The organism is Enterobacter asburiae, assembly GCF_024599655.1.
Taxonomy (GTDB): Bacteria; Pseudomonadota; Gammaproteobacteria; order Enterobacterales; family Enterobacteriaceae; genus Enterobacter; species Enterobacter asburiae_D.
Map to the genome: position 1 here is coordinate 3,713,679 of NZ_CP102247.1, position 24,397 is coordinate 3,738,075.

The following is a 24,397-nucleotide window of genomic DNA, read 5'->3' on the forward strand; positions in this document are numbered from 1 at the left end:
CTGACGAAATTTGTTATCAACGCTAATGCAAATGGTAATAATTTGCAATATCATCTAACGCGTTTTAACGGTGTATTTATGGCGATAGCAAACAAGGATGAGTAGAAAAAATGTTTAAGAATAATAAGATAATGCAGCTGTGGCTGCTGAGTCTGGCGACGACCAGCGTGGCGGCTCAGGCTGAAAATAGAGAAGAAACCATAACGGTGACGCAGAGCGTGAGTGAAGACCCCACCGCCCCGGTAAAAGGGATTGTGGCAACCCAGACGCTCTCCGCAACCAAGACCCGCGCGGAGATCGTGAAAACGCCGCAGTCGGTATCGGTGATCACCCGCGATCAGATGAACATGCAGGACGTCACCTCCGTCTCGCAGGCGCTGCGCTACTCGGCGGGCGTGTTTACCGAGTATCGCGGCTCGTCGAACCGTAACGACGAGGTGTTCGTGCGCGGCTTTAGCTATGTGCCGAAATTCCTCGACGGCCTGAGCTTCGGCGCGACGGCCTCGTCCCAGACGGGCGCGATTGACCCGTGGCTGCTGGAGCGCGTGGAGCTGGTGCGTGGCCCGGCGTCGGTCCTGTTTGGTCAGGTCAATCCTGGCGGGTTAATCAGCATGACCAGCAAACGGCCGACCGCGGAACCCATCCATAACGTGCAGTTCCGCACCGGCAATAACGATCTGGCCGAAGGCGCGTTTGATTTCGGCGGCAGGCTGAGCGACGACGGCCGCGTGCTGTATCGCGTCAACGGTATCGCCCGTACTCAGCATAATCAGGTGGACGATTATAAAGAGACCCGGATGGCGATTGCGCCTGCCATCACCTGGTACCCGAACGACCAGACCCGCTTTACGCTGCTGACCAGCTACCAGAAGGATCCGGACGCGGGCTACCGCAACTTCCTGCCCGCCTACGGCACGGTCAAAAGCGTCGACGGAAAATACATCCCGCGCGACTTTAACGTCAGCGATCCGAATTACAATCAGTCCTGGCGCGAGCAGACGACGATCGGCTACGAGCTGGAACATCAGTTCGCCGAAGACCTCACCTTCCGCCAGAACGCGCGTTACGCCGCCATCAAACAAAAATACCGTTACCTCGTCTACGCCAGCAGCGCGGCCAACAGCACGGTATTAACGCGACGCGCGCAGCATGAAGAGCGCACCACCAATGAATTTGGCCTGGATAATCAGCTTGAGTATCTGCTGGGGACCGGCAGCGTCAGCCACACCCTGCTCGGCGGGATCGACTACAAGACCAGCAAAGATAAGCAGCTGCTGGCACGCGGGAGCGGTTCACAGTATGACCTTGACTGGACGAGCCCGGTGTACGGCGTGAACGTGGATGAAAGCACCTTCAAAACCGCCTCCGCCGAGCAGCAAAATCTCGACCAGATGGGGCTGTATTTGCAGGATCAGATGAGCTGGAACAGCTGGGAATGGCTGGTCTCCGGGCGCTACGACTGGAGCGAAGTGCGAACCAACGACTTCACCGACGGCAGCGTTACCCAGCAGAACGACAGCAAGTTCACCTGGCGAACCGGACTGCTGTACGCGTTTGATTCTGGCCTGTCGCCGTACGTCAGCTACAGCACCTCGTTTGAACCGAACCTGCAAACCAACCGCGCGCCGGGCGTTGCCCCCTTCAAGCCAACCACCGGGGAGCAGACCGAGATTGGCCTGAAGTATCAGCCGGTCGACAGCACGCTGATGACCCTCGCGCTGTACGATTTAACCCAGGACAACGTGGCGACCTATAACAGCGCCGAAGGCTGGTTCGAGAACGCGGGCAAGGTGCGTTCGAAAGGCGTTGAGGCGGAAATCCACTCCACGCTGATGGACAACATCAACCTGATTGGCTCGTATACCTACACCGATGCGAAAACCAAAAGCACGACGGTGGCGGGAACAGAAGGCAAAACGCCTGCGCGCATTCCGGCGCATATGGCATCGGCGTTTGCCAGCTATACCGTTCCGGGCGGCGCGCTGAAGAGTCTGACCGCAGGCGTGGGGATGCGCTACATCGGCACCAGCTACGGCGATGCGAAGAACACCTTCAAGGTGCCGTCGGTGGATCTGTATGACGCGATGCTGAGCTACGATCTGGGCGAGATGAACCGCAGCCTGAAGGGGGCGAGCGTGCAGTTCAACGTCAATAACGTGGCGGACACCAAGTATGTGGCGTCGTGCGCAAGCGATACGGCGTGCTTCTACGGGATTGGCCGGACGGTGACGGCAACGGTGAATTACCGCTGGTAAGCTATCTGTAGGCCCGGTAAGCGTAGCGCCACCGGGCAATTTACGGGCACCGTGCCCACAAAAAAAGCCGGGTGGCGGCTACGCCTTACTCGGCCTACGTCGCACTGTCTGTAGGCACGGTAAGCGCAACGCCACCGGGCTATTTACGGGCATTGTGCCCACAAAAAAGCCGGGTGGCGGCTACGCCTTACCCGGCCTACGTTCGCACTGTCTGTAGGCCCGGTAAGCGCAGCGCCACCGGGCAATTTACGGGCACCGTGCCGACAAAAAAGCCGGGTGGCGGCTACGCCTTACCCGGCCTACACGTGACATGTTAATGTGTCTGGCTATGGTTCTCTTTGCGGTACGCTCCCGGCGGCTGGTTGAACGTACGGGTGAAGATGCGGGTAAACGTCTGCTGCGAATCAAACCCATAGTCTGTAGGCCCGGTAAGCGCAGCGCCACCGGGCAATTACGGGCACCGTGCCCACAAAAAAAGCCGGGTGGCGGCTACGCCTTACCCGGCCTACACGCGACATGTTAATGTGTCTGGCTATGGTTCTCTTTGCGGTACGCTCCCGGCGGCTGGTTGAACGTACGGGTGAAGATGCGGGTAAACGTCTGCTGCGAATCAAACCCGTAGCGCAGGCAGATGTCGTACACGCGCGCGTCGGATTCACGCAGGTCGCGCGCCGCCAGCAGCAGCTTGCGTTCACGGATATAGCGCCCCAGGCTCTCCCCTTTGTACTGCATAAACAACCGCTGCAGGTGCCACTTCGAGTAACCCGCGTGGCGGGCAATCTCTTCTATGCGTAATGGCTGGTGCAGATTGTCGTCGATCCATTCGACGATAGTGTCGATGACTTGAGCGGAAATGGTCATGCTGCTCTCCCCCTCTGCTTCTCGCTTAAACATTATTCCCACCACTCGCGAAATGCCTGAGTGGTATCACTCACCCACACGGGCTCACCCAGTTCCGGCGTCAGCAGCCGATAATTTTTGTCCTTGCTGGCTTTTGCCAGCTGGATCAGCGGGTCGTTCCACGCATGTTTCGCCAGCACGAAACGCCCGTTGTGCCCCGGCACCACGGCTTTGGCGTTGAGATCCGCCGAGGCCTGCGCCGTTTCCTCCGGCAGCATGTGGATGTACTTCCAGTCCTGGTCGTACTGGCCGTTTTCCATAATGGCTAAATCCACCTCGCCAAACTGCTCGCCGATGGCCTTAAAGTGCGGGCCGTAGCCGGAATCCCCGCTGTAATAAACCTTCTGCTCTGGCGTGACGAACATAAAGCTGCCCCACAGGGTCCGATCGCGTTTGATGCCGCGCCCGGAGAAGTGACGCGCCGGCAGAACATGCACCGTTAATTCATCGCTGATGCGCACCGACTGGTTCCAGTCGCGCTCGTCAATAATCTCAGGCTTCATTCCCCAGTAGCGCAGGTGGGATCCCACGCCCAGCGGCGTCACCACGCGCTTCACCTTCGGCAGTAGCGCCCTGATGGTGGCGTAATCCAGATGATCGTAGTGATCGTGCGAGATAATCAGCAGGTCGATTTCCGGCATGCTTTCAGCGCGCCACGGATACTCGCCGGCAAAGGCCTTATTGAGGAACGAGAACGGCGCGGCATAGTTGCCGAGCACCGGATCAATCAGGATGCGTTTACCCGCGAGCTGCAGGTACCACGAGGAGTGGCCCAGCCACACCAGGGTGTCCCGCTCCAGCGGCAGGCTTGCAAGATCGGTTTTCACCAGCGGCAGCGGCTGGGCCGGGCGCGCGTTTTCGGTTTTTTTGGTCAGAAAATCCCACGTCGCGACCAGCATATTTTTGTCGCCGTTATAACCCGGCGTCGGCAGCGTATTGTGGAATTTTCCCTCGCGATACTGGGGGGAGGCCTCCACTTCGGTGAGCTGCTCACCCTGCGGTGGCTGGCCGAATCCGGCATTCAGAACAAACGGTAAACTCGCAGCTGAAGCAATAATCATGATTAACACCACGCAGATGAAGAGAGGTTTTTTCATATCCAGACCCGAAAACGCGCCCCATCCGATAGTTTGCGCGGGGTAAACTTGATTATGAGTGAGTAAGCACTCATTATAGATATGATGATAAAGTCGTCAAGACGTTTTCGATCTTTGACATTCCGCGTTGCAGCGTGTCAAAGCACGTGTTTCAATCAGGTTTTTTACAATTGACAGGGGGAAAAATTTAGTGGCACGTCCGAAGAGTGAAGATAAAAAACAGGCCTTACTGGAAGCCGCAACGGCGGCATTTGCACAGTCAGGTATCGCCGCCTCAACGGCGTTAATCGCCCGTAACGCGGGCGTCGCCGAAGGTACCCTGTTTCGCTACTTTCCCACTAAAGACGATCTGCTGAATGCCCTCTACCTGCACCTGAAGCAGGATCTCTGCCAGGCCATGCTGGCAAACCTCGATCGCACCATCACGCTTCCCAAAGAGCATACCCGCAATATCTGGAACAGCTACGTGGACTGGGGTATTCGTAACCCCGTTTCTCATGCGGCTATCCGCCAGATTGGCGTCAGTGAAAAGCTGAGCACCGAAACGGAACTGGCGGTAAAGGAGATGTTCCCGGAACTCCATGAGCTATGCCGCCGCTCGGTGCGCCCGGTGTTTATGTCAGATGAATTTAAAACGTTTGGCGATGCGCTTTTCTTATCGCTGGCGGAAACCACCATGGAGTTTGCCACCCGCGACCCTTCACGCGCCGTCGATTTTAAAGCGCTGGGTTTTGAGGCCATGTGGCGCGGGCTGGCTCAGGAGGATAGCGATGGACAGTAAATCCCTGCAGGAGCACGCAATGCGCGTGGCCCTCGAGTTGCCCTTCACCGAGCACTGCTGGCCGTTTGGGCCGGAGTTTGACGTGTTTAAAGTGGGCGGAAAGATTTTCATGATCGTCGCGGTCGCACACGGACGGCCGCACGTCAGCCTGAAGTCAGACCCGGAGAAATCACTGCTCAATCAGCAGATCTATCGCGGGATAGAGCCGGGCTATCACCTGAACAAAAAGCACTGGATTTCCCTTTACGGCACCGACGACGTAACGCCGGAACTGGTGACCGACCTCATCAATGATTCCTGGAATCTGGTGGTGGATAAGCTGCCGAAAAAAGACCAGAAGTGGATCCGGCCGGTCTGATTGTTCGTCTGAGACGAACAGAGTAAGCGCTCGAATTGCACTTATCTTTTGCCGCTTCGCGCGGTAATCTGCTTTCCTTTCGCGCCCGCGAGCGGGCGAATTTCATCACCAGGAGTTGTTATGGATATCATTTCTGTCGCCCTGAAACGCCACTCTACCAAGGCGTTCGACGCAAGCAAAAAACTGACCGCGGAAGAAGCGGAAAAAATCAAAACCCTGCTGCAGTACAGCCCGTCCAGCACCAACTCCCAGCCGTGGCACTTCATTGTAGCCAGCACCGAAGAAGGTAAAGCGCGCGTGGCGAAATCTGCCGCGGGCACCTACGTGTTCAACGAACGCAAAATGCTGGATGCTTCTCACGTGGTGGTGTTCTGCGCGAAAACCGCGATGGACGATGCCTGGCTGGAGCGCGTTGTGGATCAGGAAGAAGCCGATGGCCGTTTCAATACGCCGGAAGCCAAAGCAGCAAACCACAAGGGCCGTACCTACTTCGCCGACATGCACCGTGTGGATCTGAAAGATGACGACCAGTGGATGGCGAAGCAGGTTTACCTGAACGTCGGCAACTTCCTGCTGGGCGTTGGCGCACTGGGTCTGGACGCGGTACCGATTGAAGGTTTCGATGCCGCTATTCTCGACGAAGAGTTTGGTCTGAAAGAGAAAGGCTTCACCAGCCTGGTGGTGGTACCGGTTGGGCACCACAGCGTGGAAGATTTCAACGCCACGCTACCGAAGTCACGCCTGCCGCTGAGCACGATTGTGACTGAGTGCTAATGGCTGTTGGCACGCTGGGTTCCGGCGTGCCTGTTTTCAATAAAGCGTAATCTGCGGGTGTTTAACCCCGCACACCAGTGCATAACGCGTTAAGGTATCAAGGCTCGCCCGGGTTATATTCGCTTCCATTCTTGATACGGTAGGTGCGCTGACGCCCATTCGCTCCGCCACCTGTGCGCGCGTCAGACCAGCATGGTCGCGCCATTGCGCTAGCATCTCCCGCAGGCGCTCCTTGCGCTCTTCTGCATCAAAAGAAGCCTGTACCTCTGAATTGCTTAACAGCTCCGCTCTGAGTTCATCCCAGTCAATAATCTTTTTGCTCATCCAACATCTCCTGTTGTCGTTTCAATGCCACACGGAGTTCAGCAGAGGGCGTTTTTTGCGTTTTCTTGATAAACACCCGCAGCAGAAAAATTGTCTTTTCCCGCTGATATACGTAGATCCCACGAGTGTGAATCAGCCCGACGGTTCTTATTTCAAACAAACCATAGGGTAAGGGTTTGCTGTTGGGTTCTCGTAGTGCTGTCGGGTTACTACGTAATTTATCAAGCTGGCGAATCAGCTTTGCCTGGACCCCAGCAGGCAGTGAGAGAATCTCTTCCCTGACCGCCTGATGAACGATAAGTCTGAACACGGTATTTCATCCCTGATGATATTAGCATATAAGGCAATTTTCATTAAAGGCTAATTTAGCTTTTCGTGTCCCACCTTACCCGTTTTTAACAGGCTGAACCGGATCCGCTTTGATTCCCTGAAAGCGTCTCGCAAAAAACTTATTTCCCCTGCTCCGCCAGCCACGCCATCGCCCGCTCCCCAGCCTCATCTACCGGCAGATACACCAGCAGCCGCGAGCCGTTTCGCGGCGCGGAGTACCAGTACATCTGCTGCAGCGTAAAATCCCCCAGCTCGGGATGGGTAAACAGCTTGAGCTGGTTCTCCACGCCTCGCACGTCGTTGCGCTGGTGCCACAGGGTTTTAAACTCTTCGGACACCGCAAAGAAGCGCGCCAGTTTAGCCTCCCACAGCGGGTCGCCCCGGTGCTCGGCCATCGCCGCGCGGAAATAGGAGACAAATATAGGCAGCACGTCGTCGCGCCTGCCGAGACGCGCGCGCCACGCCGGATGGGTGAGGAACAGGTAAATACAGTTGCGGTCTTCCGGCGGGATTTCATTGAAATCCACCCCCATCAGATGACCGAAGCTGTCGTTCCACGCCACGATGTCGAAGTTGGGCTTCTGGATGCTGGCCGGTTTTGGCAGCAGGGTATCGAGCAGGCGGCGCGTGCCTTCGCTGATGCCCTCGCAGCAGACGGCCTGCGGGGCTTCACCCGGCGGCAACCCGGCGAGCACGAAAAGATGTCGGGCCTCGGTCGGCGTGCACTGCAAGGCTTTTGCCACGGCGGCCATCACCGCGCTCGACGGGTTGACGTCCCTGCCCTGCTCCAGCCAGGTGTACCATGTCACGCCCACGTCGGCGAGCATCGCCACCTCTTCCCGGCGCAGGCCCGGCGTGCGGCGGCGACCGCTGCGCGGCAGGCCAAGACGCTGCGGATCGAGGCTTTCGCGCCGCGCGCGTAAAAATGCCCCCAGCTGTTTTCGCGTGTCATCCTGAAGTGAGACGACGGGTTCAGACATCAAGGCCATAACTCCCCCTGCATGGTAGTGCCAGTACCAGTATAAGCAAGAACTGGTACCCGTTTATCAGATGGTTGATGCTACGACCATCTGATGAATGACGCAATGGAGATCCCATGAATACGTCAGTTGTTTCACCGGGCCGCGCTGGCCTGATATTGTTGTTAACCGGCCAGATGCTGCCGATGATTGATACCTCAATCACCAACGTGGCGCTGGACGCCATCACCCACTCGCTGCACGCCACCGCCACCGAGCTGGAGCTGATTGTCGCCCTCTACGGCGTGGCCTTCGCCGTCTGCCTGGCGCTCGGCAGCAAGCTGGGGGATAACTTTGGCCGTCGACGCCTGTTTATGTGGGGCGTCGCGAGCTTTGGCCTGGCCTCGCTGCTGTGCGGCATGGCGGGGAACATTGAACAGCTGCTGGCCGCGCGCATCGTTCAGGGAGCAGGTGCGGCACTGATCATGCCGCAAATTCTTGCCACGCTGCACGTCACGCTGAAAGGTACCGCCCACGCAAAAGCCATCAGCCTGTTTGGCGGCATCGGTGGGATTGCGTTTATCGTCGGGCAAATGGGCGGCGGCTGGCTGGTATCGGCGGATATTGCCGGGCTGGGCTGGCGCAACGCCTTCTTTATCAACGTGCCGATCTGTCTGGTGGTGCTGGCGCTGAGTCGCCATTTCGTACCCGAAACCCGCCGCGATACGCCGTCACGCATAGACTGGCCGGGCACCGTGCTGCTGGCGATCGTGCTTTGCTGCCTGCTGTTCCCGATGGCGCTCGGCCCCCAGTGGCACTGGTCGTGGCCGCTGAAGGTGATGCTGCTCGCCATTATTCCACTGGCCTGGCTGATGGCGCTGAATGCGCGCAAAAAGGAGCGTGAGAATGCCCACCCGCTGATCCCGCCGCGCCTGCTGCAGCTTCGCAGCATTCGCTTTGGCATACTGATTGCGATGCTCTTTTTCAGCGTCTGGTCCGGTTTTATGTTCTGTATGGCGCTGACCATGCAAACCGGTCTGGGGATGGCGCCGTGGCAGTCGGGGAATAGTTTCATCGCCCTTGGGGTGACTTATTTTATCTCCGCGTGGTTCGCGCCGCGGCTGATTGCTCGCTACAGCACCAGTACCATTCTGCTGACCGGTCTGGCGATCCAGATTGTCGGCCTGCTGGCGCTGATCGCCACGTTCCGCGTCTGGGGAATGGAGAATACCGCGCTGACGCTGGCGCCCGCGACCGGGCTGGTCGGCTACGGGCAGGCGCTCATCGTGAACAGCTTCTACCGCATCGGGATGCGCGATATCCAGCCTGACGACGCCGGGGCCGCGAGCGCCATTCTCAGCACGCTGCAGCAGGCTGCGCTGGGGCTTGGCCCGGCCATTTTTGGCGCGATTTTGCTCCACGCGCTGCAGAACCACCACGGAGATTACACCCAGGCGGCGAACGTCTTCCTGATGGTGGAAACGGCGATGATGGTGGTGCTTGCTCTGGCGACACTGCGCATCCGCCATCGCCTGTGCCTGCCGGTGGTGAAGGTCTGCCAGGCCACCAAATAAGCCCGTGAATTTGCATAATAGATCCGCAGCCGCCATTATGGGGCTGCATCAATACAGGAGACGTTATGCAGGAATTAATTGCTCAGGTTGAAGAGTTAGGCATTGAAATTAATCACACCACCTCTTTAGTGATTATCTTTGGTATTATTTTTCTTACCGCCATCATCGTTCATTTTATTCTGCACAAAGTGGTGCTTCGCGCGTTCGAAAAACGCGCGCAGGCCAGTAGCCATTTGTGGCTGCAGATCATTACCCAGAATAAATTATTTCACCGTCTGGCCTTCACCCTTCAGGGGATAATCGTCAACGTTCAGGCGGTACTGTGGCTGCAAAAAGGCAGCGAAGCGGCGGAAATTCTCACGACATGCGCAAAGCTGTGGGTGATGGTGTATGCCCTGCTCTCCTTCTTCTCACTGCTGGACGTGATTTTTAATCTGTCGCAGAAAATGGCCACCGCATCACAGCTGCCGCTGAAAGGGATTTTCCAGGGCATCAAGCTGGTAAGCGCCATCCTTGTGGGGATTCTGATTATCTCCCTGCTGATCGGTCAGTCCCCGGCGATTCTGATAAGCGGTCTGGGCGCCATGGCCGCCGTGCTGATGCTGGTGTTTAAAGACCCGATACTCGGACTTGTGGCGGGGATTCAGCTTTCCGCCAACGATATGCTCAAGCTCGGCGACTGGCTGGAGATGCCGAAATACGGTGCCAACGGCACGGTGACGGACATCGGTCTGACCACCGTTAAAGTACGCAACTTCGATAATACGATTACAACCATTCCGACGTGGGCCCTGGTCTCTGACGCCTTTATTAACTGGAGCGGCATGTCGGCCTCCGGCGGGCGACGCATTAAGCGCAGCCTGAATATTGATACCACCAGTATTCATTTTCTCGACGAGCAGGAGCAGCAGAAACTCATTCAGGCGAAACTGCTGAAGCCCTATCTGGCCGCGCGCCACGAGGAAATTAACCTGTGGAATCAGAAGAACGGCGAAGGGGAGTCGGTATTAAACCTGCGTAAGATGACCAATATTGGCACCTTCCGCGCCTACCTGAATGAATATCTGCGCAACCATCCCCGTATTCGCAAAGATATGACGCTGATGGTGCGCCAGCTCGCGCCTGATGCGAATGGTTTGCCGATTGAAATCTATGCCTTCACCAACACGGTGGTCTGGGCAGAATATGAGGAGATTCAGGCGGATATTTTTGACCATATTTACGCGGTGGTGGATGAATTTGGGCTGCGTATTCACCAGTCGCCAACCGGGAACGATATTCGATCCCTGGCGGGCGTTATCGCCAATTAATCCGTTTGTAGGCCCGGTAAGCGAAGCGCCACCGGGCGTGAAGGCAGGTGCGGTCTGGTGCCCTCACCCCGGCCCTCTCCCACAGGGAGAGGGAGAAAACCGCGCTACTTTTTGCGCGAGAGCTTAAAAGCAATAAACAGGAACACCACCCACACCGGCAGCAGCATCGCCGAAAGGCGCATCTCATCCATAGTGCACATCAGCACCAGAATCAGCCCCAGGAAGGCGATACAGATGTAGTTCCCCGCCGGATAAAGCAGCGCCTTAAACTGCGTCTCGCGTCCCTTGCGGCGCATCGCGGCGCGAAAGCGCAGGTGCGCGAGGCAAATCATGATCCAGTTCAGCAGCAGCGTGGCGACAACCAGCGCCATCAGCAGGCCAAAGGCCTCTTTCGGCAGCAGATAGTTAATCAACACCACCAGCGAGGTGATAGCGCCTGAAAGGAACAAGGAATTCACCGGTACGCCGCGACGGCTGACGCGGGTGAGGAACTTCGGCGCGTTGCCCTGCACGGAGAGGCCGAACAGCATGCGGCTGTTGGAGTAAACGCCGCTGTTATAGACCGACAGAGACGCCACCAGAATAACGAAGTTCAGCGCCGAGGCCACCAGGTTGCTGTTCATGTCATGGAAAATCATCACGAACGGGCTGCTGTCGGACTTCACTTCCACCCACGGATAGAGCGCCAGCAGCACCACCAGCGAGCCGATGTAGAACAGCAGAATCCGGTACACCACCTGGTTGACCGCTTTTGGAATGCTTTTATGCGGGTCGCGCGCTTCCGCGGCGGTAATGCCAATCAGCTCTAGTCCACCGAAGGAGAACATGATCACCGCCAGGGAGAGAATCAGCCCTTTCCAGCCGGTCGCCAGGAAGCCGCCGTGCTGCCACAGGTTGTCGATAGTCGCCCGCTCGCCGCCGTGGCCGGAGAACAGCAGCCACAGGCCAAAGCCGATCATCCCGATAATCGCCAGCACCTTGATCAGCGCAAACCAGAACTCGGTTTCGCCATACAGGCGCACGTTGACGAGGTTAACGGCGTTAATAATGATGAAGAAGGCCGCCGCCCAGATCCACGTCGGGACATCCGGCAGCCAGTACTGCATGTAAATGCCTGCGGCAGTCAGCTCCGCCATCCCCACCAGCACGAACATGACCCAGTAGTTCCAGCCGGACAGGAAGCCTGCAAACGGGCCCCAGTATTTATAAGCAAAGTGCGCGAAGGAGCCTGAAACCGGCTCTTCAACGACCATCTCGCCAAGCTGGCGCATGATCAGGAAGGCAATAATCCCGGCGATACCGTAACCCAGCAGAACCGCCGGGCCAGCCATCTGAATAGCGGGGCCGATGCCGAGAAACAGCCCGGTACCGATCGCGCCGCCAAGGGCAATGAGTTGAATATGTCGATTTTGCAAACCACGTTGCAGCGTCGGATTCTGATCCGACGAGGCTTCAGCGCAACCATGGCCTGAAGCGGATGACGCGTCTTTCACGTCCTACCCCTGTCTCTTTTTTAGAAGGGGCACGTTTTAACACTTCATGCTGGAGGTAGCAAGGGATTGGGGCATCCCTGCCCCGGATAACGAGATGGAACGCTTAAAACGCGTAGCCCACCGAGACCTTAAAGGTCCGCGGTTCGCCCTGCGTAATATAGGTACCGGAATCGTCCACGCTGGCCCAGTAGTTCTCGTTGGTCACGTTATCGATGCCTGCACGAACCGTCATCTGGTTTTCATTGTGATTCACCGCGAAGCGATAGCGCATCCCCAGATCCAGCGTGGTGTAGCTGTCCAGCTTTTTGGTGTTTGCCAGATCAGCGTACTGCGCGCCGGAGTGGTTCACGCGGGCGGTGGCGGTCAGGCCATCAATCGGCTTGATGTCGTACTCTGCGCCCAGCACGGCGTAAAAGTTCGGAATACCGATCGCATCGTTACCCTGATTCACGCCATTTTTGGTTTTGGTCAGCTCGGCCTGCAGCCAGGTGGCGCTGGCGTTCAGACGCATCCCCAGCATTGGCTCACCGAAGACGTTCAGCTCCACGCCACGGTTACGCTGTTCAGCGTCAAGGCCGTAGTGACCGCTGTCGTCGAGGATCGCCGACGGCATTTTGATTTCGAACAGCGCAAGCGATCCGCCCACGCGGCCAAAGTCCGCCTTCACGCCCACTTCGTTCTGCTTAGAGTGAACGATTCCGGTGCTCTGGCCGTAGTTGGTGGCGGTGTTAGGCGCGGTTTTGCCAGGCTGCAGCGCTTCGGTGTGGTTAGCATAGAGGGAGATCGCCTCCCACGGCTTGTAGACCACGCCGTAGGTGGGCATCCAGCGGCTGCCGTCGAAGCCGTCCGCCGCGTTTTCCGCACCAGTGACTTTGTTATACCCGCGAATGACCACCTTCTGATGGCGCGCGCCGGCGGTAAACAGCAGCTTATCGTCCAGCACGCCCAGCGTATCGCTCAGCAGCCAGCCCTGCGTACGGGTGCGCCCGCTGGTCAGCGGATCGCTGTACTTCCCGCCAGAGCCGTTGAAGTTGGTGCTGTCCGGCATATCGACGCCGGTATTGTGATAGATGTTGGTGGTCGGGTTATCCTTCGCCGCCGACATTTTCCACGCGATTTTTTCGTTTTTGGTCATCGCCGAATAGCCAACGTTGACCTTGTGCGATACGAAGCCCGTAGTGAAGTTACCGCGAACGCCCGCCATGCCGCTGACGGAATCGCTGATGCGGTTGGTATCCAGACGGCTGACCGTTGCCTTGCCGCTTTTATCCACCAGCTTCGGCGCGCTGTAGATGCCTTCCTCATGCGCGTGCTGCGCGCCCAGACCGGTATAGGCGGTCCAGCCGTCGGCGATGTCGTACTCGCTGCGCCACATCCCAAATTCGTTTTCGATGTTGCTGTAGGCCCACTTCTGCGAGAAGTTGCGATCGTTTTTCGGCGGCTCGGGCACGAAATCCACCGCGGAAATATTGACGCTGGTCGGGCTGCCGTGGAAGGTTTTCTTCTGATAGCCGAGATCCAGCGAGGTGCGGAAGCGGTCGCCCGTGTAATCGAGACCGGTAGAGAGCAGCGTGGTGCGGCGGCGATCGTTCGCAATACCGGTTTCCCCTTCGCGATGGACCAGGTTAACCCGCGCGCCAAACTGGTCGCTGTCGCCGTAGCGACGGCCCGCGTCGAGCGTGGTGCCAAACTGGGAATCCGAGGTGTAGTCCACGCCGACCTTCGCCTGCGGGAGCTCGCCCGCGTGTTTTGGCTCAAGGTTGATCATCCCGCCCACGCCGGAGCTTGCCGCGCCGTTCATCAGCGAGTTGGCCCCTTTGAAGATCTCTATGCGGTCAACCATCTGGGTATCCACCACCTGGCGCGGCAGCACGCCGGACAGGCCACCGAAGGTCATGTCGTCGCCGTCAAACTTAAGGCCACGGATGCGGTAGGTCTCTGCGCTGTTGCCGTACCCCTGAACGAACTGCACGCCCGCGTCGTTCGCGACGACATCGGCAATAGTTTTCGCCTGCTGATCTTCCACCAGCTTCGAGGTGTAGCTGATGATGTTGAACGGCACGTCCATGGCGTTTTGCTGGCCCAGCATCCCCATGCGCCCGCCGTTCGCCACCTGTCCGTCAAGAAAGGCCGGTACCAGCTGGTCGCCGCCGGGTTTGAAATCGCTGGCTGGTGCAGCCTGGACAACGAGGGTGTCCTCTTTTTGATCGTCCGCCGCGAAGGCGGAATGTGTCACCGCGCCAACGGCGAGCGCCAGCAGCGTTTTGTGCATGATGGTGTTGTTCATAGTTAACTCATTTTAAAGTGCGCGCAAAAATGACCCGTTGTCGGGCCTTAGAATGTATTGGGTGCAATGCAAATGAGAACTATACGCATTATCTATGTGTTAGCAAGTGTAACCGCGTACATAAGGGGGCGTGACGGGAAAAAAAGGGGGAACAACCGCCCCGCTGCGGGGCGGTGACTATCACAAAACGCGCGCGATACCTGCAACATCAATACGCACCGCCGTGCCCGGGTTCCAGCCAGGCTGACTGACGGTCTTGAGGATAACGGGCTGCGCATACCCAGCTAACCCAAGGGTGAGGGTCGACAGCTGGCCGGTGAAGTCCACATCAAGAATCGAGATCGGGCTTTCATGCGCTGCACATGCCGTCACGCGTAATTGTTCAGGGCGCATCATTACCCTGCCCTCTCCTGTCGCCTGCGCGTTGTCCGTCGGCACTTCGCCCAGCGCGCACACCGCATACCCGGCAGCGAGCCGAGCAGGCAGGATCACGGCATCACCCAGAAACAGCGCCGTCTCTTCGTCAACGGGACGGGTGTAGACGTCATAAGGCGTGCCGACCTGGGTGAAGCGTCCGGCGCGCATCACGGCAACCTGCGTGGCAAAGGACAACGCTTCGTTCTGATCGTGGGTGACCAGAATCGAGGCTACGCCCGCTTCGGCCAGCAGATCGGCCGTTGCCTTACGCGTCATGGCGCGCAGGCCGGTATCCAGCGCCGAGAACGGTTCATCCAGCAGCATCAGGGAAGGACGCTGGGCCAGCGCGCGGGCAAGCGCCACGCGCTGCTGCTGTCCGCCGGAAATCTCGTGGGGCCAGTGCGTTGCGAGCTGCCTGTCCAGAGAAACCATCTCCATCAGCGCCTCAACGCGCTGGCGCTTCTCGTGGCGGGTGCCGTCCAGCCCCCAGGCGATGTTGTCTGCCACGTTGAGGTGCGGGAACAGCGCGCCCTCCTGAGGCACGAAACCGATTCGGCGCAGGTGGGCGGGAACAAAACTGTTTTCATCAAACAGCGCTCTCCCCTGCATGACAATGCGCCCGGTGTCAGGCGTTTCGAACCCGGCAAGAATACGCAGCAGCGTGGTTTTCCCCGACCCGGACGGCCCGACAATCGCCGTCCTGCTGCCCGGCGCAACGCTCAGGTTTAAGCTGTCGAGCACCTGCACATCAGAAAACGATTTAGAAATGGCGGTTAATTCAAGCATGTCATAGCCCTGCAATTTTTTTCGACTGCATATAGAGAATGGCGGTCAGCGGGAGTGAAATCAGGATCATCAGCATCGCGTAAGGCGCGGCGGCCACATAGTCAATCTCGCTGGTCAGCGCCCAGAATCCGGTGGAAAGCGTGCGCGTGCCCAGCGGAGAGAGCAGCAGCGTGGCGGTCAACTCGTTGCTGACGCCGAGGAAAACCAGCGCGGCACCCGCCGCCGCACCCGGTGCGGCCAGCCGCATCGTGACGCTCCATAGCGCCTTCGCGGGCGTGCTGCCCAGGCTGCGCGCCACGTTTTCCAGCTCGACCGGCGCCTGCGCAATCCCCGCCCGCAGGTTGATGAGCGCACGGGGCATAAACATCAGCAGGTAGGCCAGGAACAGGGTGATTTCCGTCTGGTAAATGGGGCGGGCGTAATGAATGGTGACGGTGACCAGCGCCAGGGCAGTGACGATTCCCGGCAGTGAACTGGTGATATAGATGCACCCTTCCAGCATCCGGAAGATACGGTGCGGATAGCGGATACCGAGCCACGCGATGGGGATCACGCACGCCGTCGTCAGGAGCGCACCGCCCACGCCGAGCATCAGCGTCTGGCGCAGAGAGTGCCAGAGATCGGCGCTCATCCAGTTTTGCACGCCGCCGAGCCAAATCCAGCGGCACAGGACAATTAGCGGCACGCCCAGCGCCAGCACGATCAGCACGATGAAAAACAGCTGGCCCAGCGCGGCAGCCGCAGGCTTCAGCGGCCAGCGTTTCTGTTCACGTGCGGCCCCGGCGCCAATGCGCGCGTAGCGTGCTTTGCCGCGCGTTACGCCTTCCAGCATCAGGATAGCCAGACAGCACAAGGCCAGCACGCCCGCCAGCATGTTCGCCGCCGGGCCGCTGAAGGTAGACTGGAACTGGTCATAAATTGCCGTGGTGAAGGTATCAAAGCGGATCATCACGTACAGGCCATATTCCGCCAGCAGGTGCAGCGCCACCAGCAGCGCGCCGCCGCAGATAGCCAGCTTGAGCTGGGGTAGCACCACGCGGAAAAAGACCCGCCACGGCGGCGTGCCCAGCGAAGCGGCGACATCTTCAAGCGTCGGATCAAGACGACGCAGCACCGCCGCAACCGGCATATAGATAAACGGATAGTAGGCAAGAACGGAGAGGAACACGCCCGCGGAGAGCCCGTGCATGGACGGGACAACGCTCACCCAGGCATAGCTTTGCACAAACGCGGGGATTGCCAGCGGGGCGACCGCCAGCGCAGACCAGATCCCCCGCCCGGCAAGCTGCGTGCGCTCTGTGAGCCAGGCGATTGCCACGCCCGTCACGATACACAGCGGAACCGCTAAAGCCGTCAGCCACAGCGTGTTGCTGAGCAGCTCAGCCACGCGCGGGCGAAACACCAGCGCCTTAATGGTTTCCCAGCCGGTCTCAATGCCAATGGCAATGATAAAACCCAAAGGCAGAAGCGCCATTAATGAAAACAATACAGCTAACGCAACCATCGGCAGTGCAGGACGCCTGCGGGCAGGCTCCTGCACTCTGTTTTTTCCGATGTCGAGACTCAGACCAGACATAAGACGTTCACTTCATTCTCAGGATCACAGCAGACCGGCTTGCGTCATCAGCTCGATAACTTTTTTACTGTTGAGCGTTGAAGGTTCAACTTTCGGCGCATCAAGATCTTTCAGCGGAACCAGTTTCGGGTTTGAGGCCGCGTTCACGCCCACCGCATACTCAAAGGCGTTGTTGGTACGCAGGCTTTCCTGACCTTCTTTACCGGTAATGTATTTGATGAAGGCCTGCGCCTGCGCTTTGTGCTTGCTGGATGCCAGCACGCCGCCGCCAGAGAGGCTTACAAACGCGCCCGGATCCTGATGTTTGAAGTAGTAGAGCTGGGTGTTTTTGCTGTTTTCACCGGTTTTGGACTGATCGACAAAGCGGTAGTAGTGATAAATCACGCCGCCATCAATCTGACCGGCATTGACCGCTTTCATCACGGTGCTATTGCCTTTATAGGCAACGAAATTGGCTTTCATCGCCTTGAGCCATTCCAGGGTGGCCTTCTCGCCTTTCAGCGCCAGCATCGCGCTCACGATGGCCTGGAAATCTGCGCCTGACGGGGATGCCGCCCAGCGCCCTTTCCACTCGGGTTTTGCCAGATCCATCAGCGATTTAGGCAGCTGCTGTTCGTTCAGCTTCTCCGGGTTATACACAAACACCGTGCTGCGGGCGGCAATGCCGATCCAGCGGCCGTGCGCCGGACGATATTCCGCCGGTACCTGCTTCAGGGTATCTGCATCCAGCGACGCAAACAGGTTGGCATTATCCACCAGCACCATTGACGGTGAGTTTTCCGTCAGGAATACGTCGGCCGGTGACGCACTGCCTTCCTGAACCAGCTGGTTACCCAGCTCGCTGTCATCACCATTACGCAGAGTGACTTTAATGCCGGTTTCTTTAGTAAAACCGTCAACCCACGACTTCACCAGGTTTTCGTGCTGGGCGTTATAAACAACGATACCTTCGTTGTTATCGGCGGCAACCGCTTGTGTGGAAAGGAAAAGGGATGAAGACAACAAGGCAAGCGAGAAGCAGGACAGCAGGCGAGAATTCATGAACATATCCTTTATAGACCAACGGGATTAACGACTCATAGCTTTGTGGGACAGGATTAAAGCATACAACAACGCTAATGATAATTAGTATCAATCCAGTTTACGCGTAAAAGTGTAAAATTTCATTATTGCGGGGTTTGGAATGATAAAAATCCAGATGGGAAAGACAGTTCAATTCAAAATTAAGAAAACCTTAAGACTAGCCGGAAGAAAAATTCCTTAGCCTTCTATTTATTATTGCGACATTTAATGCACAGGTTAACAACTCTCCCGCCAGAGAAGCGGGAGAATGTAATGCAGTATGTTATTTATCGATTAAATTAAAATCACCTTGGTTATATCTTTCCCCCTGGATATTTTCAGGCGTAAAGATATGCTCAACGAACTTAATATCAGAATCGGAAAGATTCAGGCTGACCGCCCCCGCATTGTCCTGTAAATGCGCTATTTTTCGAGCCCCCGGAATGGGAACAATGTCCTCTCCTTTGCTCATCACCCACGCGAGAGCCAGCTGCGCGAGGGAACAGCGGTATTTATCCGCGACATCCTGCAGCTGTCCGAGCAGTTGTTGGTTTTTCTGCATCGCTGCTTGCTGGAAGCGAGGCAGGTTTCGCCGAAAATCATCCTCGCCGAAGCCGGAACCGTCTGTGATTTTCCCGGTTAAAAACCCGCGTCCCAACGGGCTATAGGGCACAAACCCAACGCCTAGCTCGCGGCAAGCGTTAAGAATGCTTTCCTCCGGCTCGCGAGTCCAGAGCGAATATTCAGTTTGAACGGCGGTAATCGGATAAATTTTGCAGGCCCGGCGTAACGTATCGGCTGACACCTCTGAAAGCCCGATGTGGCGAATTTTTCCTTCCTTGATTAAATCAGCCATTGTTCCCACAACGTCTTCAACAGGTACAGACGGGTCGACGCGATGCTGATAAAGCAGATCGATAGTCTCGATATTGAGACGTTTAAGAGAACCTTCTACCGCTTCACGAATATGTTCAGGGCGGCTGTCAACGCCTGCCATACGCTCCAGCCCCTGCCCGGAGGGAAGGATGCGAAAACCAAATTTAGTCGCAATCTGTACCTTATCGCGCATGCCTTTAATCGCTTTTCCGACCAGGACTTCATTATCATAGGGACCATAGACTTCCGCGGAATCAAGGAAGGTGACGCCCAAATCCACCGCAGCATGAATGGTTTTGATCGCCTCCGATTCTTCGGCGCCACCATAGGCAAAACTCATCCCCATACAGCCCAATCCCAATGCTGACACCTGGAATTTATCTTTTCCCAGATAACGTGTTTTCATCTTATATTCCTCTTTTTATAAATCGCAGGAAATATATACTTCCATTCCTAACGGATAACAATTAGTATATTTTTAATGCAGTATTTTATGAGAATTAACAATGAAAAACGCACCAGAGTTGCAACATATAGAAATATTACTTCTTATTGTAAAACATGGAAGTTTTCGTAAAGCCGCAAAAGAATTAAATGTTTCAGCGCCAACGTTAACGGTCACCATAAATAATCTTGAAGAAAAGCTTGGGGTTAGACTTTTAAATCGCTCCACGCGAAGCTTGTCTTTGACTGCCGTCGGTAAAGCGTTTCTTGACGATGTGATGCCTGTCCTGAATGACTACAGGCGCGTCATTGATAATCTTAATGATTACAAAGAAAAACCAGAAGGCGTCATCAGAATCAACTTACCCCGGATCGTGGTTGATCTTTTTTTTCAAAGCCACTTCGTTAAATTCAAAAATGATTACCCGGATATTAACCTGGCGTTATTCACCACTGACAGAAAAATAAGCATCATAGATTCAGGTTTCGATGCCGGAATACGTTATACACAAGATGTCCCTAAAGATATGGTTGCCATTCCATTTGGAGGCAAGATGTCTCTTATTCCCGTTGCCAGCCCTGATTTTCTGGAGAAATCAGGCAAGCCTGACTCACCAAAAGATCTGGTAAAATTCAGGTGCATAAATCGCTGTTTTCCTGATGGACAGCTGTATCGCTGGGAGTTTATGGATCCACAAGGGGAAACAATGGAAGTATCTGTTCATGGCGATCTGGTTGTAGATTCAGACGCGGCAATGATCCAGGCTGCTGAATATGGGTTAGGAATTGCGTTTGTTTATGAGAATCTGGTTGAGGATAAAATAAGCGAAAACAAACTTGTCCGTTTGCTACCAGATTATACCTATCCCGCTGATAATTTTTGCGTTTATTACCCGAGCCGAAAACATCTGCCAGCATCGCTGAGAACCTTCATAGCGTGGGTGATGTCGATGAATAGAGACGTGCGTTGAGATGAAATGGCACGCCCTGTAGGATTCGAACCTACGACCTACGGCTTAGAAGGCCGTTGCTCTATCCAACTGAGCTAAGGGCGCACTGAGAAGCGTGAACTTCGCGGTGGTGAAACGCGAAGAATTATACGGTCAATGGCAGGTGAGTCAATGCCTTTTCCGTTTTCCACGGCAATTACCGCTAGCCGGTTGTAAATACGGCTATTTTCTCAACATTCCCCCCTGTTTCACCGTAAAATTTAGCGCTGCGAAAAGGCTTAGTTGCATTTAAGTAACGCCTGCTGTTTTCCTGAACGTCAGCTCGTCACACTAGAGCCAGGTATCCCGGCCGCCTGGAGGCTGACAGACAACAGGACAATGGAGTGACAGCGCAAAACCCGATCGATACGCCCCCCCGGTTACAGTACATTTCTCAGGACATCGTCGGCATTAAGCTTGAGCCCATCGTCGCCCTTTCCTCCTTGCGCCAGGTTGGCGTGGAGGTACTTAGCGTTCTGTCCGACAGGCGGCACAGCGAGGACTTTTTTTGCGAGCGGTCCGCTGACTGGTCGATAACGCTGCTGGAAGCACAGCTCGCCGCGTTAAAAAATACACCACACGGTCATAACCTTTTTATTAATCTGCCGATAACCGTCCTGACAGAGCCTGCGTCTTTTCATCGACTTATCCGGTTGCCTGACGTGCCGCTCAATATTGAGATTGTCGACCTCGCGTCCTTTTTAGCGCTGCCCGTCGCGCAAAAGCAGCATGTGGTTCAGAATCTGCAGCAGCTTCGCAGACAGGGACACGCTATCTGGCTGGATGACGTGGATGATGTCTTAGTGCAGTCGTTTTTATCCTGCCGACTCCCGTTAAGCGGCATCAAAATAGATAAGGAAGCATTCTGGCGTTTACGCGACACCCCTGCGCTGAGGCAACTGGTTTCCCTTTGCTTTCAGCTGGCCGGGAAAGTGCTTATCGAAGGTATTGAGACTGAACGCGATCGTACCTGGGCACTGCAGGCAGGCGCAGATCTCGGCCAGGGGTATTACTGGCCGTCCTGGACATGGCCGGAGGATTAAAAAGCCATTTCCAGGAGGGAGACCATGCGAATGACAGTGCGCCGTTACCGGCGGCGGCGTACAGGAAGTGATGCACTGGGATTTACGCGCTCACCTTTTGCTCCCCCCTTTTTCGACCGGCTCGAATTTTTGAGCCAGTCCATCAGCCAGCCCCGCAAAACAGACGCCCCGTTTATCCTTCTGGTGACGGAGGATCACTACCTGCGTACCGGTTTTCTCAACGGGCAGTTTCCCCTGAGCAGCTGCTGCGACTACGCCACGCTGGACGATGCCCTTATCGCTCAGACCCAGTGGCCCTCAGCCCGTCTGGTCGTGGATATAGAAAGCCGGTCCACGGGGCTGCTGGAGAGACTGGATCAGCTGAGACGGCATAGCCTGTTTCCTCCGTTCCTGACGCCCTGGCTGTTAGTCCGGGCCGATAATTACGACACCCGCCTCTTCTGCAAAGCGGCAGGTCCCTTTCATGTGCTCGAACGTCAGCTGAACGCCGCCGCGCTCCAGCACAGCCTGCTGGATCCCCTCCCTCCGCCGGGTACCGAGAAAGACTGGTTCTCTCGCAATGAATGGCCCATCCTGCAGGAACTCTCACGGGGCAAGACGCTGCGTCAGATTGCCCTGATGCAGAATCGCCCCTATAGCCGCATTATCTATCGTCTCAGCTGCATCCTGCTGAAGCTGGGGCTAAGCCATCGCCAGGAATTGCTGCATCTTCTTAATAACCTCTCAGACTGCACGTTTTAACTCACGTCCTAACCCCTTATTTCCTAAAGCGGTTTAGGAATTTACTTACCAATCGCGTTGCATAAATGTTAATTTTTAACAATAAAATCGAATTTATAACTATTCCTAATTTATGGGCGTAAACCTTGTGAAATGCCATAAATTGAATGAACGGCAGCACTTTCCTCCATCCGTTAAGCGAATGCAGAAGGCGTTAACAAGATGATAATGATGTAAAAACAAGCAGCTTAGCGACAACTGCCAGGAGTAAAAAGCGAAGCGGGTAGCATGTTCTCCTGTACGACAGACGCCGTTATCCGGATCAGCGTTAGCACTTTCAGATGAAGGTTTGACGGCCTGCGAGGGCAATTTTTAACCTCACTTTTGTAGGTTAGACCCCTTAAAAGAGGTGTATTTTTGTTAACAATTAATCAACATACAGAGATATCTGTTATTTTTTGTTATTACATAAAGATGAAAATATGCGGTAAATGAGATAATAGGATATTTCCGCTAATTTTAAAAAAATAGCGATTCAGATCCAGAAGATAATACAAACTAATACCCTCATATTAATTTACAGGGTTTTCGGAAAAAACTTACCCTGTATAATAAGATGCGTATCAAATATGAATAAGAAAAACCTTTTTGCCAACACCAGCCTAATGAGATGACCGCGCTGAGGCATAGTTCTTTTCATTACGTAAACAAGGATGCTTTCGCTCTTTCCAGGGAAATACTACGGTATAGGGATCTGCACTTTATATCCTTCCGGCATTTCGAGAGTTTTACCAAACTCTGCATAACGCTTTTAACAATCTGAGGCATTAAAAATGAAACCGGCATCCGTTATCATTATGGACGAACATCCTATCGTCAGAATGTCGATAGAAGTCCTGCTACAGAAAAATAAGAATATCATAGTCAAGCTCAAGTCTGGCGATAGCCATGAAGTCCTTGACTGTATCCGCAATCACCCTATCGATCTGGTGATCCTTGACATTGAACTCACGGGCACGGATGCTTTCGCTTTACTTAAGAGAATCAGAAACTTAAACAAAGACATTAAGGTTCTGTTCCTCTCGTCTAAATCTGAGTTATTTTACGCGGGTCGCGCTATTCGCGCCGGGGCAAATGGCTTCGTCAGTAAACGAAAAGATTTAGGGGAGATCTACAACGCCGTAGAAATGATCCTGATGGGCTATTCTTTTTTCCCATCGGAAACGCTGAACTTTATAAACCATTTGGGTTCAGGGAAAGGGATGGCAGTGGATATGCCATTATCGAATCGCGAGGTTACGGTATTACGGTATCTGGCGAATGGATTATCCAACAAGGAAATTGCTGAACAGCTGCTATTAAGCAACAAGACCATTAGCGCGCATAAATCCAATATTTATTCCAAGCTGGGCGTGCAAAGCATCGTGGAATTAATTGATTACGCCAAAGCTCACGAACTGCTATAACCTGAATTCACTCCCTGCAGTTTATCTGAGCTGCAGGGAGTGCGGTCAGTGCTAATTATAGTTAATCATGAAGGTGGCATCCGCATCGGCACGGCCAGGCTGAGGGTTATCGGCAGTGGCAATATAATTGGCATAAAACGACAGAATCGCATTCCCCTGCGCATCAACCGAGACCGGCTGGCTGGCCTGCTGTAGAGCCAGACGCGTTTTATCCGCATCCCTGATCTCGACGGCGACGTGAGTTGCTGTACTGGCGTCATTCAGCGCCAGCAAGCCGCTATTGCTCCCGTCGGCTTTCCCCGAAAACGTAATGGACGCCGCGCCCGGCGGACAGCCGGTCAGCTTCAGCGTAAACGGCATGGGCTGAGTGCGGCTCCCGGTGGTGCTGAGCTGTTTCGTGGGCCAGGTGCCAAGAGGGACGGTCTTGTCGCTGTCGCTGCCCTCGGCAACGCAGGTAAAGTCGACGATATTCCCGTAGAGCCGAATGTTAATCTCGCCCAACGCGGTGTCCGCCTGAGCCTGCGTGCAAAGCGCAAGGAGCGCCACGGTGATTAAACGGATCCCGTTTCGCATATT

The 24,397-nt window shown here is 55.5% G+C and carries 22 protein-coding genes, 1 tRNA gene and 1 pseudogene; 10 read left to right on the forward strand and 14 right to left on the reverse strand.

The features are described 5' to 3' along the window. Nucleotides 1-110 precede the first annotated feature (110 nt). Complete coding sequence (locus tag NQ230_RS17735; RefSeq protein WP_257258468.1) at nucleotides 111-2,255, forward strand: TonB-dependent siderophore receptor; 2,145 nt, start codon at nucleotides 111-113, stop codon at nucleotides 2,253-2,255. Between the two features lie 313 nt (nucleotides 2,256-2,568). Here NQ230_RS17735 and NQ230_RS17740 read toward each other — a convergent pair. The 3 genes and pseudogenes from NQ230_RS17740 to NQ230_RS17750 form a co-directional block, all read right to left on the reverse strand. Then, a pseudogene (locus NQ230_RS17740) lies at nucleotides 2,569-2,670 on the reverse strand (DNA-binding transcriptional regulator RamA); the annotation flags it as partial. Between the two features lie 104 nt (nucleotides 2,671-2,774). Further along, nucleotides 2,775-3,116 carry a RamA family antibiotic efflux transcriptional regulator gene (locus tag NQ230_RS17745; protein WP_010428317.1) on the reverse strand — a complete coding sequence of 114 codons (342 nt, stop codon included), beginning with the start codon at nucleotides 3,114-3,116 and terminating at the stop codon, nucleotides 2,775-2,777. Between the two features lie 32 nt (nucleotides 3,117-3,148). After that, the gene (locus NQ230_RS17750; protein WP_257258470.1) at nucleotides 3,149-4,252 is read right to left on the reverse strand and encodes an MBL fold metallo-hydrolase; all 1,104 of its coding nucleotides are present in this window, start codon (nucleotides 4,250-4,252) and stop codon (nucleotides 3,149-3,151) included. A 190-nt stretch (nucleotides 4,253-4,442) separates the two neighbouring features. Between NQ230_RS17750 and NQ230_RS17755 the strand changes: the two genes are divergently transcribed. The 3 genes from NQ230_RS17755 to nfsB all read left to right on the forward strand — a co-directional run bounded on the left by NQ230_RS17755 (nucleotide 4,443) and on the right by nfsB (nucleotide 6,165). Beyond that, entirely contained in the window at nucleotides 4,443-5,033 is a 591-nt protein-coding gene (locus tag NQ230_RS17755; protein WP_213821183.1) for a TetR/AcrR family transcriptional regulator, read from the forward strand. Then, nucleotides 5,023-5,391 (forward strand): MmcQ/YjbR family DNA-binding protein, encoded by a 369-nt coding sequence (locus tag NQ230_RS17760; RefSeq protein WP_121425533.1) that lies wholly within the window; start codon nucleotides 5,023-5,025, stop codon nucleotides 5,389-5,391. Before NQ230_RS17755 ends, NQ230_RS17760 begins: the two co-directional genes overlap by 11 nt. Before the next feature lie 120 nt (nucleotides 5,392-5,511). Further along, on the forward strand, nucleotides 5,512-6,165 hold the full coding sequence (gene nfsB / locus NQ230_RS17765; protein WP_219323476.1) for an oxygen-insensitive NAD(P)H nitroreductase: 654 nt from the start codon (nucleotides 5,512-5,514) through the stop codon (nucleotides 6,163-6,165). A gap of 36 nt (nucleotides 6,166-6,201) precedes the next feature. Here nfsB and NQ230_RS17770 read toward each other — a convergent pair whose 3' ends face one another. The 3 genes from NQ230_RS17770 to NQ230_RS17780 all read right to left on the reverse strand — a co-directional run bounded on the left by NQ230_RS17770 (nucleotide 6,202) and on the right by NQ230_RS17780 (nucleotide 7,808). Continuing rightward, nucleotides 6,202-6,489 (reverse strand): helix-turn-helix domain-containing protein, encoded by a 288-nt coding sequence (locus NQ230_RS17770; protein ID WP_121425535.1) that lies wholly within the window; start codon nucleotides 6,487-6,489, stop codon nucleotides 6,202-6,204. Beyond that, nucleotides 6,470-6,799, reverse strand: a complete 330-nt coding sequence (locus tag NQ230_RS17775; RefSeq protein WP_121425536.1) for a type II toxin-antitoxin system RelE/ParE family toxin — start codon at nucleotides 6,797-6,799, stop codon at nucleotides 6,470-6,472. The genes NQ230_RS17770 and NQ230_RS17775 overlap by 20 nt, the downstream gene beginning before the upstream one ends. A gap of 139 nt (nucleotides 6,800-6,938) precedes the next feature. Then, the gene (locus NQ230_RS17780; RefSeq protein WP_148400345.1) at nucleotides 6,939-7,808 is read right to left on the reverse strand and encodes a helix-turn-helix transcriptional regulator; all 870 of its coding nucleotides are present in this window, start codon (nucleotides 7,806-7,808) and stop codon (nucleotides 6,939-6,941) included. 107 nt (nucleotides 7,809-7,915) lie between these two features. Here NQ230_RS17780 and NQ230_RS17785 point away from each other — a divergent pair, with 107 nt between their 5' ends. Beyond that, entirely contained in the window at nucleotides 7,916-9,352 is a 1,437-nt protein-coding gene (locus tag NQ230_RS17785) for an MFS transporter (protein WP_257258475.1), read from the forward strand. A gap of 65 nt (nucleotides 9,353-9,417) precedes the next feature. Beyond that, nucleotides 9,418-10,662, forward strand: a complete 1,245-nt coding sequence (locus tag NQ230_RS17790; protein ID WP_257258477.1) for a mechanosensitive ion channel family protein — start codon at nucleotides 9,418-9,420, stop codon at nucleotides 10,660-10,662. Between the two features lie 104 nt (nucleotides 10,663-10,766). Here the strand turns inward: NQ230_RS17790 and pheP are convergent, their stop codons facing one another. The 6 genes from pheP to NQ230_RS17820 all read right to left on the reverse strand — a co-directional run bounded on the left by pheP (nucleotide 10,767) and on the right by NQ230_RS17820 (nucleotide 19,565). Further along, nucleotides 10,767-12,155, reverse strand: a complete 1,389-nt coding sequence (gene pheP, locus NQ230_RS17795) for a phenylalanine transporter (RefSeq protein WP_257258479.1) — start codon at nucleotides 12,153-12,155, stop codon at nucleotides 10,767-10,769. A gap of 103 nt (nucleotides 12,156-12,258) precedes the next feature. Further along, nucleotides 12,259-14,442 (reverse strand): TonB-dependent receptor, encoded by a 2,184-nt coding sequence (locus NQ230_RS17800; RefSeq protein WP_257258480.1) that lies wholly within the window; start codon nucleotides 14,440-14,442, stop codon nucleotides 12,259-12,261. 180 nt (nucleotides 14,443-14,622) lie between these two features. Next, nucleotides 14,623-15,645, reverse strand: a complete 1,023-nt coding sequence (locus NQ230_RS17805; RefSeq protein ID WP_159513594.1) for an ABC transporter ATP-binding protein — start codon at nucleotides 15,643-15,645, stop codon at nucleotides 14,623-14,625. Between the two features lies 1 nt (nucleotide 15,646). Beyond that, on the reverse strand, nucleotides 15,647-17,221 hold the full coding sequence (locus NQ230_RS17810; protein ID WP_213328782.1) for an ABC transporter permease: 1,575 nt from the start codon (nucleotides 17,219-17,221) through the stop codon (nucleotides 15,647-15,649). 24 nt (nucleotides 17,222-17,245) lie between these two features. Next, complete coding sequence (locus NQ230_RS17815; RefSeq protein WP_257258482.1) at nucleotides 17,246-18,262, reverse strand: iron ABC transporter substrate-binding protein; 1,017 nt, start codon at nucleotides 18,260-18,262, stop codon at nucleotides 17,246-17,248. A 304-nt stretch (nucleotides 18,263-18,566) separates the two neighbouring features. Continuing rightward, nucleotides 18,567-19,565, reverse strand: coding sequence for an aldo/keto reductase (locus NQ230_RS17820; RefSeq protein WP_257258483.1), 999 nt, complete (start codon nucleotides 19,563-19,565; stop codon nucleotides 18,567-18,569). Nucleotides 19,566-19,665: 100 nt separating this feature from the next. Between NQ230_RS17820 and NQ230_RS17825 the strand changes: the two genes are divergently transcribed. Next, nucleotides 19,666-20,574, forward strand: coding sequence for a LysR family transcriptional regulator (locus tag NQ230_RS17825; RefSeq protein ID WP_257258485.1), 909 nt, complete (start codon nucleotides 19,666-19,668; stop codon nucleotides 20,572-20,574). 7 nt (nucleotides 20,575-20,581) lie between these two features. Here NQ230_RS17825 and NQ230_RS17830 read toward each other — a convergent pair. Continuing rightward, nucleotides 20,582-20,658: transfer RNA gene (locus NQ230_RS17830), tRNA-Arg, on the reverse strand. 278 nt (nucleotides 20,659-20,936) lie between these two features. On the opposite strand from NQ230_RS17830, the gene NQ230_RS17835 reads away from it, so the two are divergent. From NQ230_RS17835 to fimZ, 3 genes are all read left to right on the forward strand, one after another. Further along, complete coding sequence (locus tag NQ230_RS17835) at nucleotides 20,937-21,635, forward strand: EAL domain-containing protein (RefSeq protein WP_257258487.1); 699 nt, start codon at nucleotides 20,937-20,939, stop codon at nucleotides 21,633-21,635. Nucleotides 21,636-21,659: 24 nt separating this feature from the next. After that, nucleotides 21,660-22,376: a helix-turn-helix transcriptional regulator gene (locus NQ230_RS17840; RefSeq protein WP_121425545.1), complete on the forward strand. Its 717-nt coding sequence runs from the start codon at nucleotides 21,660-21,662 to the stop codon at nucleotides 22,374-22,376. Nucleotides 22,377-23,188: 812 nt separating this feature from the next. Continuing rightward, complete coding sequence (gene fimZ / locus NQ230_RS17845) at nucleotides 23,189-23,821, forward strand: fimbria biosynthesis transcriptional regulator FimZ (RefSeq protein ID WP_023334775.1); 633 nt, start codon at nucleotides 23,189-23,191, stop codon at nucleotides 23,819-23,821. 51 nt (nucleotides 23,822-23,872) lie between these two features. Here the strand turns inward: fimZ and sfmF are convergent, their stop codons facing one another. Beyond that, complete coding sequence (gene sfmF / locus NQ230_RS17850) at nucleotides 23,873-24,394, reverse strand: fimbria assembly protein (RefSeq protein WP_121425546.1); 522 nt, start codon at nucleotides 24,392-24,394, stop codon at nucleotides 23,873-23,875. Nucleotides 24,395-24,397 lie beyond the last annotated feature (3 nt).